The sequence below is a fragment of the Prevotella sp. P6B4 genome, from assembly GCF_000619985.1.
Classification (GTDB): Bacteria; Bacteroidota; Bacteroidia; order Bacteroidales; family Bacteroidaceae; genus Prevotella.
Map to the genome: position 1 here is coordinate 24429 of NZ_JHVE01000012.1, position 14563 is coordinate 38991.

General features: G+C 51.8%; 10 protein-coding genes. 8 read left to right on the forward strand and 2 right to left on the reverse strand.

Annotation, left to right across the window (positions count from 1 at the left end; translation table 11 throughout):
• Window positions 1-17: 17 nt before the first annotated feature.
• Complete coding sequence (locus T491_RS0109105; protein ID WP_028903616.1) at window positions 18-1286, reverse strand: MFS transporter; 1269 nt, start codon at window positions 1284-1286, stop codon at window positions 18-20.
• A gap of 34 nt (window positions 1287-1320) precedes the next feature.
• On the reverse strand, window positions 1321-4989 hold the full coding sequence (locus T491_RS17415; protein WP_081773318.1) for a DUF4922 domain-containing protein: 3669 nt from the start codon (window positions 4987-4989) through the stop codon (window positions 1321-1323).
• Between the two features lie 102 nt (window positions 4990-5091).
• On the opposite strand from T491_RS17415, the gene rlmN reads away from it, so the two are divergent.
• The 8 genes from rlmN to T491_RS0109150 all read left to right on the forward strand — a co-directional run bounded on the left by rlmN (window position 5092) and on the right by T491_RS0109150 (window position 14481).
• Complete coding sequence (gene rlmN / locus T491_RS0109115; protein WP_028903617.1) at window positions 5092-6129, forward strand: 23S rRNA (adenine(2503)-C(2))-methyltransferase RlmN; 1038 nt, start codon at window positions 5092-5094, stop codon at window positions 6127-6129.
• Window positions 6122-7159 carry a PdxA family protein gene (locus T491_RS0109120; protein ID WP_028903618.1) on the forward strand — a complete coding sequence of 346 codons (1038 nt, stop codon included), beginning with the start codon at window positions 6122-6124 and terminating at the stop codon, window positions 7157-7159. The genes rlmN and T491_RS0109120 overlap by 8 nt, the downstream gene beginning before the upstream one ends.
• 15 nt (window positions 7160-7174) lie before the next feature.
• Window positions 7175-8179 carry a lysylphosphatidylglycerol synthase transmembrane domain-containing protein gene (locus T491_RS0109125; protein ID WP_028903619.1) on the forward strand — a complete coding sequence of 335 codons (1005 nt, stop codon included), beginning with the start codon at window positions 7175-7177 and terminating at the stop codon, window positions 8177-8179.
• A gap of 65 nt (window positions 8180-8244) precedes the next feature.
• Window positions 8245-9486, forward strand: coding sequence for a sigma-54-dependent Fis family transcriptional regulator (locus T491_RS0109130; protein ID WP_028903620.1), 1242 nt, complete (start codon window positions 8245-8247; stop codon window positions 9484-9486).
• Window positions 9470-9988, forward strand: coding sequence for an LptE family protein (locus T491_RS0109135; protein WP_028903621.1), 519 nt, complete (start codon window positions 9470-9472; stop codon window positions 9986-9988). The genes T491_RS0109130 and T491_RS0109135 overlap by 17 nt, the downstream gene beginning before the upstream one ends.
• 6 nt (window positions 9989-9994) lie before the next feature.
• On the forward strand, window positions 9995-10771 hold the full coding sequence (locus tag T491_RS0109140; protein WP_028903622.1) for a tetratricopeptide repeat protein: 777 nt from the start codon (window positions 9995-9997) through the stop codon (window positions 10769-10771).
• 4 nt (window positions 10772-10775) lie between these two features.
• Window positions 10776-11165: a preprotein translocase subunit SecG gene (secG, locus tag T491_RS0109145; protein ID WP_028903623.1), complete on the forward strand. Its 390-nt coding sequence runs from the start codon at window positions 10776-10778 to the stop codon at window positions 11163-11165.
• Between the two features lie 217 nt (window positions 11166-11382).
• Window positions 11383-14481, forward strand: coding sequence for a glycoside hydrolase family 2 TIM barrel-domain containing protein (locus T491_RS0109150; RefSeq protein ID WP_028903624.1), 3099 nt, complete (start codon window positions 11383-11385; stop codon window positions 14479-14481).
• Window positions 14482-14563: the final 82 nt, after the last annotated feature.

A 14563-nucleotide genomic window follows, 5' to 3' on the forward strand; every position in this document is an offset into this window, starting at 1 on the left:
GATGTGGAAGCCTTTTCTTATGCTTTTTTCTTACCGAACTCCGGATCGATCTTCAGTAGTGCGGAGACGATATACGTCATGGCACAGCAACCTACCACGATGAGGAAGAATATCTGATAGCCAACAGCCTCCTGCAGGGCACCTGCAAAGAGACCAGGAATCATCATCGACAGCGCCATGAAAGCGGTACAGAGGGCGTAGTGGGCGGTTTTGTGTTCGCCCTGGCTGTAGTAAATCAGGTAGAGCATGTAGGCCGAGAAACCAAAGCCATAGCCGAACTGTTCGAGGAAGATGCAGATATTGATGACGAGCAGACTCGAGGGTAGGGCGTACGACAGATAGACGTAAACCAGATCAGGGATGGTAATTGCCATCACCATAGGCCAGAGCCAACGCTTCAAGCCGTCCTTGCTGGCTGCGATACCGCCTAAGATGCCACCTAAGGTGAGACCGATAACACCCACGGTGCCCTGCACCAGTCCGAATTCGCCATCGCTCAAGCCCAGTCCGCCGTTGCTGCCTTTATCCACTAAGAACAGTGCCGATACCTTGGCCAGTAATCCCTCAGGCATGCGGTAGAACAACATGAAACAGATGCCCACCCAGACCTGTGGCTTGTGGAAGAAGGTGACGAGTGTGTTCCAAAACTCGGTGATGATATCGCCTGCGGTTTTCTGGATGCGATGGGTATCTTCGCTGGGGCGTGGCAGTGCCCAGTTGTGGTAGAGCCACAGGGCGATGAACAGACCCGCAACGAGGTAGAACACCAAGCTCCAGGCGTAGGCAATGTTGCGCGTGAGCACTTGCAGCGCTCCTGCCAAGCCTACTAACAAACCTGATGAGAAAATGGTGGCAATGCGGTAGAACGTAGAGCGGATGCCCACGAAGTAGGCCTGCTCGTGCTGCTCCAAACCTAACATATAGAAACCGTCGGCTGCAATATCGTGGGTAGCGCTGCTGAAAGCCAGCAGCCAGAAGAATCCCAACGAGCCCTGTAACCATAACGGCCCGGGAATGGTGAAGGCCACACCAGCCAGGGCGGCTGCGATGAGTATCTGCATGGCCAGGATCCACCAGCGTTTGGTCCGTAACATGTCTACAAACGGACTCCATAGGGGTTTGATGACCCATGGTAGATAGAGCCATGAGGTGTAGAGCGTGATGTCGGTATTCGACAAACCAAGACGCTTGTAGATGATCACCGAGATGGTCATCACTGCCACGTAGGGCACGCCTTCGGCAAAGTAAAGGGAGGGCACCCAGGCCCAGGGATTCTTATTTCTCATTTTTTATTGAACATTGACCATTGAACATTGACCATTAATCGTAGAGACGCTTGATTTGGGCACCGCGATAGTAGAACAGCAGGATATCATTGTACGGATGACCCTGTTCGCCCATCACAGCGGCACCTATCTGACAGAGACCTACACCGTGGCCCCAGCCCTTGCCATGAAGGGTGAAGCCTTCGGCAGTCTTCTCTACGTCGAAAGCCGAAGAGTAGAGGTGGCTCTCGCTCAGGGCACGACGAATCTCGAGTTCCTTACCAATGGTGAGGGTTTTCTTTGTACCTACAATCTTGAGTTTCCAGATACGTCCGCTCTTGCCACGCTCCACGGGGATGAGGTCGATAATCTCGCCGAAGTCGATCTTCAGCTTGCGGTTGATGAGATCTGATACCTCGGCCTTGGTGTAGCTGACAGTCCAACGGTAGAAGTCGGGCGTCTCCTGATCAAAGTCGTTGAGTACCTGCGAGAGGATATGCTTGTCGCTGGTATTGCAGTAGGGATCCTGGAATGATACCAAGTAGGGCTTCGGCGTGTCTTCCCAGCAGTACTGGAACTCTTCTGTCACGCCACCGCAACACTTCGAGAAACGAGCGTCGCAAATCTCGTCATCGTACATCAGTACCTGTCCGCGCGTTTCGCTGATAGCCTCCTCCACATGGGTATTGTTGGCACGGGTGATACCCTGATAACGCTGGCAGTGGTCGTCGGCACATACATCGAAGATAGTGTGATCCTCGCGATCGTACCAGCGGATAAACTCGGTGTCGCTCTTGGTGAACGAGAAGAAGTTATCGCCACCACTCTCGTGCTGCTTGCGCTTCTCAATCTGTGCCAATAGCCACGAACGTGAGATGACGGCATGGGCCTTCAGGAACTCAAGACTTGATGTTGAGCTCATCTCGCTCGATATGACGCTGGTGAGATATTTCTCGACAGGCAGTTCGTTGATGGCTACAATCTTGTCGGCCTCTACCACGATGCGTAGGGTGCCTTCGAAGGTCTGGGTCTCCTTGCGCTCCCAGTGGAAATTAACGCCGATGGTCACATCGTTGAGTGAGAACGAGGCATCGTCGGCTTGTGGTGTGAAGGTGAGGTTACGATACTGGGTGCCACGCCATAGGATACCACCCTCGCTGAACTCTACCACCTGGTTGCCGGTAATCACTTCGCCCTTGGCTACGTAAGGCTTGTTGAGGCTGAAGGATATCTTCTCGCCACTGACGATGCCAACAGTGACGTTGGGCTCCTTTTTCATTGAACATTGATCATTGACCATTGAGCTTTGGGTAGCTCTCAGACGGTCGATAACCTGCTGGAGCTGGTCGGCTGGCAGCGATACCTCGTTAAGAATATCGATAGCAATCTCAGGCGTCAGTCGCTCAAAGTCCTGTTGACGTGGGGTGACGATGAGACCAGACATGTCGAGGGCGCCTGGCGAGATGATGAACTGTTCGTCGCCCTCCTTGTAATAACAGTCGGGACGGTGTTTTTCGCGGGGGAATACCACCGAATAGTAGTCGGTATCGTGTCGCCAACTCACGATGTTCATCATGGGCTCTGGCTCACCCTCTGGCACAGGCAGCGATTCGTAGAGTCGCAGGAAGAGCTGCTCGTCGCCATACTCCGACTTACTGTGAATCAACAGCGCAGGACATGGGTACTCCTCGATGAGCGAGATACCCTCTTCGTCGTTCAGGTTGATGATGGGCTTCAGGTTACGTGAAAGGCGTCCCCACGACATCTGTAGGGGTAATACACCCGAAGTGCCACCCTGGAAGTGGGCATGGTCGGGCGCTGAAGCACCACATTTCGGACCATTGTAGAATACCATCATCTGGGGGTACTCGCTTAGCAGTTTATGGATTTCATCATACGTGTTTCGAATCAGCTGTGGCTCATGCTTCACCGATGGAATGGTGAAGTGGATGGGCAGGATGGGAAAGGGGTTTACCAAGAGGTCGTACTGAGCGTCGAAGGGCTTCTTGACCTGCTCCTTCGGACGGTTCTGCTCGCAGAGGAAACAGGGGCGCTCAGCCAGTGTCTGCTTGTCGATCTTGGCACCTGTCGATACGATGCGGGCAGGGTTCCACTGCACCTTCATGGTCGAGGCACCCAACGATAACTCGCGTGTCTTCACATTGCGCAGGTCGTGGTAGCGCTTGCGGGCATCGTCCCACTTCTCGAGCTGACGGTTGAAGAATCGCATCAGAGGTGAGTCGTTCATCAGTTCCTGCTTACCCTGTAGCATCTGCTGACGGGCCATAATCTCCAATGAGCGCAACTGGTCCTTGTAGAGATTGTTAGCGTTTACCTTATCGATAGAGAGGGCTGCATCGCTGTTGCCACCCCAGCGGCGACAGAGATAAAGCTCAGTAAAGATACGTCCGATGCGATAGTGGCGCGAGAAGATCAATCCTAAAGCGTAGTCCTCACCATAGCTGGTGTTGGGGAAACCTATCTGGCGCAATAGGGGGGTGAAGAAGGCGCGTGGCGCGCCTAGACCGTTGATGCGCAGGGCATTGTTAGGGCCGTTCTCGTCAGTCCACTCCGCGTGGTCGATAAGTCCTGGCGGCAGGGTGTTCAGATCGAAGTCGCACATACGATACGAGCCGATGACCATGGCAGCATTTTGCTTATAGAAGGCATCCACTATCTGCTGTAGCGTCTTGGGCGACGAGTAGAGGTCGTCGCTGTCCAACTGTACGGCGAAGCGTCCGCAACGATCGTCGTGAATGGCTGTGTTCCAACAGCCGCCGATGCCCAAATCGTGGCGCTCAGGGATGATATGGATGAGTCGCTCGTCGTGAAAACCGCGCAGCAACTCTGTGGTCTTGTCAGTCGAGTGGTTATCCACCACGATGACATTGTATTTGAATTTCGTTTTCTGACTCAGGGCGCTGTTTACGGCGTCGCAGATAGTCTTTTCACGGTTATAGACGGGGATGACCACCGATGCCTCGACGTCGAACTCCTGCTCGTTGAAGTCGGGGGTGCGGTAGAAGGAGGGGTCGATTTTAGCACCAATAGCAGCCAGATGGGAGGTGGCGGCATGCTCCATCTCTACCTGTACCTCACGGTTACGTGGGTTCACGTAGTCGAACTGTTTTTCGCCTGAGGTACGGGTGTCGGTCTCCTGCTCCGTGTAGAGTTTCTCGTTGATGTGGAAAATACGTCCCTCGCGACTCAGGAACAGACGGAGGGCATAAATAGCTGCAAACTTATAGCAGCAATGCTGCTGAACAAAGGAACGCAGCAGCGAGGTCTTGACGAGTATCAGCGATCCGAAGTCGAAATCGTCGCGGATACTGCCCACCTGGTAGTCGATAACGGGGTGGGGCTGCAGCTTGCTGTCGATCAAGTCATAGTGGTCGGCATAGATCATGGCTGCATCCGAATCGGTGGCGATGCGTAGCATGCGGTCGAGTGAGCCCTTGCCTAATTGTAATTCTCGGGGACGTATCTGCAGCAAGGCATATTCGGCTTTCGCCATATCGGCGATGGCCGTCAGAGTTTGGCTGCTTGTCAGGTCGTTTACTACTATTTGCTGACAGTCTTTCAACGCTTCGTCATCCGCTTCGATGGGTTGACTTACCAGCAAACATATATGCTGAATCGTTTTGCTGCCTTTGATCTGTGCCACCACGTCGCGTGCCGACTTGAGATCATTGCAAGGCAAAAAACAGTCTATTTTTTCTCTCATTCTCTGAAATTAGTAATTTATTAAAGCGCAAATTTCGTAATATTTTCCGAGAAAACCAAATAATTCAAGAAAATTTTCTAACTTTGCAGCCAAAAAGTAAAGATGTACGACGAAAAGAAGGTATTAATAGGTATGTCGCTTAGCGAATTGCAGCAGGTGGTAACAACGTTGGGAATGCCCAAGTTTACTGCCGGCCAGATAGCGAAGTGGCTCTACCAGCAGCACGTGAGCAGTATCGACGAGATGACCAATCTCTCGAAGGCTAATCGTGAGAAACTCTCTGCATCCTATACCATCGGCAATATGGCACCTCTTGACTGTCAACGCTCGGTCGATGGAACGATCAAATATCTGTTTCCTGTGGCCAGTGGCCATTTCGTGGAGACGGTTTATATCCCCGATGGTGACCGTGCTACGCTGTGTGTGTCGTGTCAGGTGGGGTGTAAGATGAACTGTCTGTTCTGTCAGACGGGTAAACAGGGCTATGAGGGCAGTCTGACACCAGGCGATATCCTGAATCAGATATACTCGCTGCCAGAGCGCGAGTCGCTGACCAATATTGTGTTTATGGGTCAGGGCGAGCCCATGGATAATCTCGACGCCGTGTTGCGTGCTACCGAGGTGCTGACAGCGGATTATGGCTATGCCTGGAGTCCGCGTCGTATCACCGTGTCGAGTGTGGGCGTTAAGAATAAGTTGAAGCGTTTCCTCGATGAGAGCGAGTGCCATGTGGCTATCTCCATGCACTCGCCGCTGCCAGAACAGCGTCGCATGTTGATGCCCGCTGAGCGACAGATGTCGATCACTGAGGTGGTTGATCTGTTGAAGCAGTACGACTTCGCTCACCAGCGTCGTTGCTCGTTCGAATATATCTGCTTTGCAGGTCTTAACGATACGCCCACCCATGCCCGCGAGATTGTAAAACTGCTCAAGGGGCTCGACTGCCGTGTAAACCTCATCCGTTTCCATGAGATTCCGGATGTTGATCTGCCTGGTGCCGACGAGAAGCGTATGGAAGCCCTGCGTGACTATCTGACCGCTCATGGCGTATTTACTACCATCCGTGCCAGTCGAGGACAAGATATCTTTGCCGCGTGCGGTCTACTTTCGACAGCTAAAAAACAACAAGAGAATGGATAATAAGAAAATTCGCGTGGCTATCACGCATGGCGATACCAACGGCATCGGCTATGAGGTTATCCTCCGTGCTTTCGAGGATCCTATGATGCTCGATATGTGTACACCTATCATATATGGTTCGCCAAAGGCCGCAGCCTTCCATCGTAAGGCTACAGGCATAGAAACCCAGTTTATCACGATTAACGACGCCGCTGAGGCCAAGGATGGCAAGGTGAACCTGCTCGCCTGCTTTGATGAAGAGGTGAAGGTAGAGTTCGGCGAACCCACCGAGGAGAGCAACCGTGCCGCCAGACAGGCGATGGCACGCGCCAAGGAGGATATGCAGAAGCATCTGTATGATGTGCTGGTGTTAGGTCCTGTGGTGCCCAATCCCAACCCTAATCGCGATGATAAGGCGCTCACTGTCATGCTGAGCGATCGTGTGCGCATAGGTCTGCTCACCAATCGTCTGCCTATCAATGAGGTGGCTCAGAGCATCAGTACGGAGAAGATTGTGGAGAAGGGACAGATATTCTGGAAGAGCTTGAAGCGCGATTTCCGTATCAATAATCCCCGTATCGCTGTGCTGGCACTTAATCCGCAGGCTGGCACTGAGGAGGAGAAGATCATCGCCCCTGCCATCGAGGAACTCGAGAAACAGAATGTGCAGGCTTATGGTCCTTATACGGCTGAGGATTTCTTTGCTAACAACCAGCATGAGGCTTTCGATGGTGTACTGGCTATGTACGACGATCAGGGACTGCTGCCTTTCCGTGCTCTGGCACCCGAGTTTGGTGTGAAATTCAAGGCGGGTATCAGCGCCATCTGTATTACCACCGACCATGGACCATTATTTGAGAAAGCCGGTAAGGGTGAGGCCGATCCAACTTCGTTGCGCCAGGCCATCTATACAGCAGTTGATATGTTCCGCCATCGTCAGGAGTACGACGAGCCATTGGCTAATCCGCTGCCTAAGCTCTATCACGAGAAACGTGAGGATGGTGACAAGGCCCGTTTTGCTATGCCCCGTGCCAAGGATATCTTTAAGTAATCGTCTCTTCTGCTGATGAAAAAGAATTATCAGAACGGCTTTTTCCTGTTTGGACTGCTCGTTCTTATCATTATGGCCTCGCAGCTTGATTTCCGTCAGGCCTGGGAGGGTATACTGCATGCTGGCTATTGGTTTGTGGGCGTACTCGTATTGTGGGCGTTCCTCTATATGATGAATACCGCTTCATGGTATCTCATCATTAATACCATTGGCAATGAGCAGGGCGTGTGCCGCAAGTGCAAGGTGGGTTTCTGGTGGCTCTATAAGATTACCATCTCGGCCTTCGCCTTGAATTATGCGACGCCTGGCGGATTGATGGGCGGTGAGCCTTACCGTATCATGTCGCTCTCGCCCAAGGTGGGTACTCAGCGTGCCTCGTCGTCAGTCATCCTCTATGTTATGACGCATATCTACAGTCACTTCTGGTTCTGGCTGCTCAGCGTGCCATTGTATATCATTACCCAGAAGATGACGCCGCTCACTTATATCCTGTTGCCCATCATCGCCGGTGTAGCTCTGTTGGCCATCTGGTTCTTTCTGCGTGGCTACAAGCGTGGTATCGCCATGACGGGTATGAACGTCCTGAGCCATTTTCCCATGGTAAAGAAGTGGGCACAGCCATTCATTGAGCGCAACCGCGAAAAGCTGGCAGAGATCGACCAGCAGATAGCCGCCCTGCACAATCAGAACCCGCGTACGTTCAAGTTGGCTGTGGTGCTCGAACTGCTGTGCCGACTGGCTTCTACGCTTGAAATCTATTTCATCCTGCTGGTCATCATGCCTGATGTCACCATTCCACAGTGTATCCTCATCTATGCATTCACCACACTATTTGCTAATATGCTGTTCTTCATGCCGCTGCAGTTAGGTGGTCGCGAGGGTGGTTTCCTGATGTCGACCGAGGGTTTGAGTATGACGGCTAACGCGGGTATCTTCGTGGCACTGCTGGTCCGTCTGCGCGAACTGATTTGGACTGCCATTGGCTTGCTTTTGATCAAGTTGGATAGGAAAGAAAAGTAATTTGCGTTAAAAATTCTGCCAAAATTGCAGATGTTTCGGAAAAATTATGTAATTTTGTCAGCTCAATGAAGACAAGTGAACTTCAAAATATCAAGCAGCGGTACAATATCGTTGGCAATTGCGACGCATTGAACCACGTACTCGACGTAGCCCTTCAGGTTGCGCCGACAGACCTTAGTGTGCTCATTGTAGGCGAGAGTGGTGTGGGTAAGGAGATTATCCCCCGCGTCATCCACGACAACTCGCCACGTCGCCGTGAAAAGTATTTTGCCATCAACTGTGGCTCAATTCCCGAGGGAACCATCGATAGCGAACTCTTTGGTCATGTCAAAGGTTCTTATACAGGTGCTATCAACGACTCGCCAGGTTATTTTGGCGTGGCCAACAAGGGTACGTTGTTCCTCGACGAGGTAGGCGAGCTGCCATTGGCTACCCAGGCCAGATTGTTGCGTGTGCTCGAAACAGGCGAGTATATCCCTGTGGGTGGCACCGAGATCCGCAAGACCGATGTACGTATTGTGGCTGCTACCAATGTGAATATCCGTCAGGCCATCAGCGAAGGTCGTTTCCGCGAGGACCTCTACTATCGCCTCAACTCGATACCCATCCAGATGCCGCCTCTGCGTGAGCGTGGTGAGGATATCATCCTGTTGTTCCGTTTGTTCGCCTTGCAGATGGCCGAGAAGTACAAGATGGACCGCGTGGTGCTCGACGAGGGCGCCAAGCAGCTCCTGATGCATTATAAGTGGCCTGGCAATGTGCGCCAGTTGAAGAATATCACCGAACAGATCAGCGTGCTCTCGCCCGAGCGTACCATCACTGCTCAGGTGCTCAGTCAGTTCATTCCCCAGGATCAGGAGTCAACCCAGTTGGCAACCATCCACCGCGAGGGTAGTGGCGACCATAGCTTTGAGAACGAGCGCGAGATCCTGTATAAGATTCTGTTCGAGTTGCGTGGCAACGTGAACGATATGCGCCGTGAGATGAGTGCGCTGAAAAAGCAGTTGGACGATGTGCAGACAGCATCGCCTGTTGTACCTCAGGTAGAGCATATGCCTGCTACAACATTCCCAACGCCTATCACTCCGCACCCTGCACCCGTGGCATCTGTAGAGGATGCCATTGCCGAAGAGTATATAGAGCCCGCTCAGGAGATGGAGAGCCTGAACCTGAACGATATAGGCAAGCAGATGCTTGAGAAGGCCTTGGAGCGTAATCATGGCAACCGCAAGAAAGCCGCCCAGGAACTGGGCATTAGTGACCGAACCCTTTATCGCAGACTGAAACAGTATGGGCTGGATCAATAAGATAAGAACAATCGTGTTTGTTTCTGTCCTCGCAGTAGTAACAAGTTGCACCGTGAGCTATAAGTTCAACGGCGCCAGCATCGACTATTCGCAGACCAAGTCTATCCAAATAGCCGAGTTCCCCATCCGCAGCAGTTATGTATGGGGACCGATGGGACCACTGTTCAACAATCAGTTGAAGGACCAGTTTGCCGACCATACCCGTCTGGAGCTCGTCAAGCGTAATGGTGATTTGAAGCTCGAAGGAGAGATTACGCGCTACGAACAGCGCAACAAGTCGGTGAGTGCCGAGGGCTATTCGGCCATGACCGAGCTCTCTATGACTGTCAACGTGCGATTTACGAATAACAAGAACCATAATGAAGATTTCGAGGAGCAGTTCACCGCTTCACAGAGTTACGAGACCACTCAGTCGCTCAATAGCGTGCAGGAGGAGCTTGTTACCAAGATGGTGAAGGACCTCTGTGATCAGATTTTTAATAGAGCAGTAGCTAACTGGTAATGCCTTATGGATAGAATCACTGAACTGATCCAACATCCTGAGCGGATGGATCGTGACTCGCTCTACGAGTTGCGTTCCCTGCTGGCACTTTATCCTTATTTCCAGACAGCCCGTCTGCTCCTGCTGCAGAACCTCTATCTGCTCCACGACGCCACCTTCGACGAGGAGTTGCGTCGTGCCTCGGCCTATATTACCAATCGTCGTGTGCTGTTCCAGATGATTGAGGGGCGTCACTACGAGTATCACCCTGTGGCCGCTACAGCCAAGGCCAAGCCTGTTGCAGCCCCAGAACCTGCTGTTGATCGTACCATCTCACTCATTGATAATTTCCTTGAGAGCATCCCTAAAGAGTCTGACGACGAGCCTACGCGTAAGTCCAAGCGTCGTCCCACACCCGCTGATGCTGCTGTCGACTATGTCGCCTACCTGATGGATATCGAGCCCGATGGTGGTCAGGAGATGCCAGGAGAGGTTCCACAGATGCCTGGTCAGGAACTTATTGATTCATTCATAAATGATGACAATGGCGGCTTCCAGTTGCGTGAGGTCCCCGAGTACCATCCTGAGCCCGCTCCCGAGCCTCAAAATGATGAAAATGAGGTTGAAAGTGAGTATTTTACCGAAACTTTGGCACGAATTTATATCAAACAAGGTAGATATTCGAAAGCTTTGGAAATTATTCAGCGATTAAGTTTGCAAATTCCGAAAAAAAATGCTTACTTTGCAGATCAAATACGTTTCTTAGAGAAATTAATAGTAAATAGTAACAAAAAAAATAAATAAAAAAATGTACACATTATTTGTAATTCTCATCGTGGTTGCAGCATTTCTTATGATTAGCATTGTGCTCATCCAGGAATCAAAGGGAGGCGGTCTGGCTTCTCAGTTCTCAGGTTATAACCAGATTGGCGGTGTTCGCAAGACTACCGACTTCATCGAGAAGGCCACATGGTTCCTCGCTGGTTTCATGGTGTTGGTTAGCGTATGCTGCGCTTACGTAGCTCCTCAGGCCGATGGTGCCACTTCTGTGATGGAGAACTATCAGGCTCCTGCTACCAATCCTAACAACCTGCCTGGTTTCGGTGCCAGTCAGCAGAAGGACGCTGCTGCTCCTGCTGCCGCTGCTCCTGCTACAGAGGCTCCTGCTACAGAGGCTCCTGCAGCCGAGAAGGAGTAATATTTACCTCTTTCCACAAAAGATTCATGGAGGGTTTGCAAGCGCAAACTCTCCATTTTCTGTTAATGGTTTTCCTTAAATTTGTGTTTTTTTGAAAAGTACCTACAGTTTTTTTGCGCGCTAAGTACTTTTTTTGTGAAAAGTACTTAGAGAAATATAAAAAATATCGTATCTTTGCACGGATTATTAATTAAATCAATTATTATATTACGACCGTATGATTAGGAAACTATTGTTATGTATGGTGTGTGGTGCGTTCACAATGGCGAATGCACAGAAGACACCAGTCTGGAAAGATGCCAGCGTGAACCAACAGAACCGCGAGCCGCGCAGAGCCCACTTCTTTGCCTTTGAAGACGAGGACAAGGCTAATGGCGACAAGGCTCAGAGCTCACGCTATCTCTCAATGGAGGGAAAATGGAAATTCAATTTTGTGAAGAATCATCAGGATGCACCTCAGGGATTCTATGCCCTGAAGTACGACGACTCGGAATGGGTGGATTTCCCCGTGCCAGGACTCTTTGAGATTGAAGGCTACGGCGACAAGATCTACAAGAATATGGGCTATGCCTGGAGTACCACCTTTAAGAGCGAACCGCCCTATATCGGTGAGACGAACAACTATACGGGCTCGTACCGACGTACCTTCGAACTGCCCAAGGACTGGAAGGGACAGCAGGTGTTCTTCCACGTGGGTAGTGCCACCAGCAACCTGGCAGTATGGGTAAACGGCAAATACGTGGGCTACAGCGAGGACTCGAAGGTGGCTGCTGAGTTCGATATCACCAAGTACCTGAAGGCCGGTAAGAACCTGATAGCCATGCAGGTGATGCGCTGGTGTGACGGCAGCTACCTGGAGGACCAGGATTTCTGGCGATTCACAGGTATCGCACGTGAGGTGTATCTCTATGCCACACCAAAGGTGCACATCCAGGATATCACCATCGGACAGGACTACGTGCAGGGCAACGGCTTGCTGAACGTGGACGTGAAGCTGGCCGGCAAGGCACAGGTGCAGGCAAAGCTCTTCGACGCTGCCGGCAACCTGGTGGCTGAGGGACTGAAGGCTACCGTGCCTGGCGCCAAGGCCTGGACGGCTGAGACACCAAACCTCTACACACTGCAGCTGACACTGAAGCAGGCTGGCAAAACCCTCGAGGTGGTGAAGAAGAAAGTGGGATTCCGTCATATCGAGATCAAAGGTGGACAGCTGCTCATTAACGGACAGCCCATCCTGATCAAGGGTGCCGACCGCCATGAGCTGGACCCCGACGGTGGCTATATCGTGAGCGTGGACCGTATGATACAGGATATCAAGATCATGAAGCAGTTGAACATCAACGCGGTGCGCACCTGCCACTATCCTGACGACCCACGCTGGTACGACCTGTGCGATGAGTATGGTATCTACCTGACAGCAGAGAGCAACCTGGAGAGTCACGGCATGGGCTATGGTGAGGGCACACTCGCCAAGCGTGCTGACTTTGAGAAGATGCACATTGAGCGACAGGAGGGTAATATGATTACCTATAAGAACCACCCCAGCATCATTGTGTGGAGCCTGGGTAACGAGGCTGGCTACGGTCCTAACTTTGAGAAGGCCTATGACTGGGTGAAGGCGTATGACAAGACACGTCCCTGCCAGTTTGAGCAGGCCCGACAGAACGGCAAGACGGATATCTTCTGTCCTATGTACTATGGCTACGAGGACTGCGAGCGCTATGCCAAGGGCGACAATCCACGTCCGCTGATACAGTGTGAGTATGCGCACGCCATGGGTAACTCGATGGGCGGATTCAAGGAGTACTGGGATATCATCCGCAAGTATCCGAAATACCAGGGTGGTTATATCTGGGACTTTGTGGACCAGGGACTGCGCGACAAGAACAGCACCACTGGCAAGGAGATCTTTACCTATGGTGGTGACTACGGACGCTATCCTGCCAGCGACCACAACTTTAACTGCAACGGACTCATCGCACCCGACCGTAGACTGAACCCGCATGCCTACGAGGTGGGCTACTACTACCAGAACGTATGGGTGAGCGACAAAGGACTGAAGGAAGGCCGATTCGAGGTGTACAACGAGAACTTCTTCAAGACGCTCGACGACTTGGAGTTGGAGTGGTTTGTTGGTGGTGCTACTGCTGGTAAGGCACACCATCATGGTGGCAACCGTCCTGCAGGTATGACCTTCGGACATGGTGGCAAGATCGATATCAGTGGCATTGCTCCACAGCAGCGTAAGGTGATTACCGACGAGGCCATGAAGAAGACTATCGAGCGTGTGTTAGGACATCACGGCGATATGGAAGTGTTTGTCATCTTCCAGTTCAAGAGCAAGGAGGCTCAGCCACTGATTGAGAAGGGACAGGTGATGGCACGTCAGCAGTTTGCCCTGAACAGCTACCAGTACCCTGAGCTGAAGGCCGAAAAAGCCAATGTGCAGAAGGAGGAAACTGAGAGTTATGTGAAATTAGAGGTTGCTGGTACCACACTGACCATTGGCAAATGGAGTGGATGGATTGACTACCTCGACGTGGATGGTAAGGAGATGCTGCAGGATCGTGAGTCGATTATGCCAGAGTTCTGGCGCGCACCTACTGACAATGACTATGGTGCTGGCATGCAGCAGAAGTTTGGCGTGTGGAAGAACCCACAGATGATAGTGAAGGATGTGAAGATTGATGGCAACACTGTTATCTCGACTTTCGACATGCCAGAGGTAAAGGCTACGCTGACCATGACTTACACGCTGACCGAGGAAGGCGAGGTGATTGTACGCGAGCAGTTGAAGGCCGACAAGGAGGCTCAGGTGAGTCCGATGTTCCGCTACGGTATGCAGCTGCAGATGCCGAAGGAGTTTGATGCTGTCAGCTATTATGGTCGTGGCCCTGTTGAGAACTATATCGACCGTAACTCGAGTGAGTTCTTGGGCATCTATAATAATAAGGTAGAGCAGGAGTACTATCCATATGTGCGTCCGCAGGAGTCGGGCAACCACACCGATGTACGCTGGTTCCGCGTGATGAATACCCAGGGCGAAGGACTGGAGTTTTACAGCAATGCACCTATGGAGGCCAGTGCGCTGAAGTTCCTGACTGAAGACCTGGACGACGGCGTGACCAAGGATAAGAAGATAGGCCGCCACTCGGGCGACCTCGTGGAGCGTGCCCAGACACAGGTGCACATCCAGCAGCGACAGATGGGACTGGGCTGTGTGAACTCATGGGGTGCATGGCCTCGTGAGGAGTATCTGATGCCTTATAAGGACTATGATTTTACATTCGCTATCCGTCCGATAAAAATAAAATGAGCGGAATTTAGGCGTTTTTAGAACAAAATGTAACCACCTAAGGCTTGATTTCAGTCAAAAAGTAGGCCTTAGGTGGTTATTT

Excerpts from the sequence above, each read along its gene's own strand:
- T491_RS0109130 (WP_028903620.1), top strand. The coding sequence starts at position 8,245 with ATGAAGACAAGTGAACTTCAAAATATCAAGCAGCGGTACAATATCGTT.
- T491_RS0109150 (WP_028903624.1), top strand. The coding sequence starts at position 11,383 with ATGATTAGGAAACTATTGTTATGTATGGTGTGTGGTGCGTTCACAATG.
- T491_RS0109135 (WP_028903621.1), top strand. The coding sequence starts at position 9,470 with ATGGGCTGGATCAATAAGATAAGAACAATCGTGTTTGTTTCTGTCCTC.
- T491_RS0109105 (WP_028903616.1), bottom strand. The coding sequence starts at position 1,286 with ATGAGAAATAAGAATCCCTGGGCCTGGGTGCCCTCCCTTTACTTTGCC.
- rlmN (WP_028903617.1), top strand. The coding sequence starts at position 5,092 with ATGTACGACGAAAAGAAGGTATTAATAGGTATGTCGCTTAGCGAATTG.
- T491_RS0109125 (WP_028903619.1), top strand. The coding sequence starts at position 7,175 with ATGAAAAAGAATTATCAGAACGGCTTTTTCCTGTTTGGACTGCTCGTT.
- T491_RS0109140 (WP_028903622.1), top strand. The coding sequence starts at position 9,995 with ATGGATAGAATCACTGAACTGATCCAACATCCTGAGCGGATGGATCGT.
- T491_RS0109120 (WP_028903618.1), top strand. The coding sequence starts at position 6,122 with ATGGATAATAAGAAAATTCGCGTGGCTATCACGCATGGCGATACCAAC.
- secG (WP_028903623.1), top strand. The coding sequence starts at position 10,776 with ATGTACACATTATTTGTAATTCTCATCGTGGTTGCAGCATTTCTTATG.
- T491_RS17415 (WP_081773318.1), bottom strand. The coding sequence starts at position 4,989 with ATGAGAGAAAAAATAGACTGTTTTTTGCCTTGCAATGATCTCAAGTCG.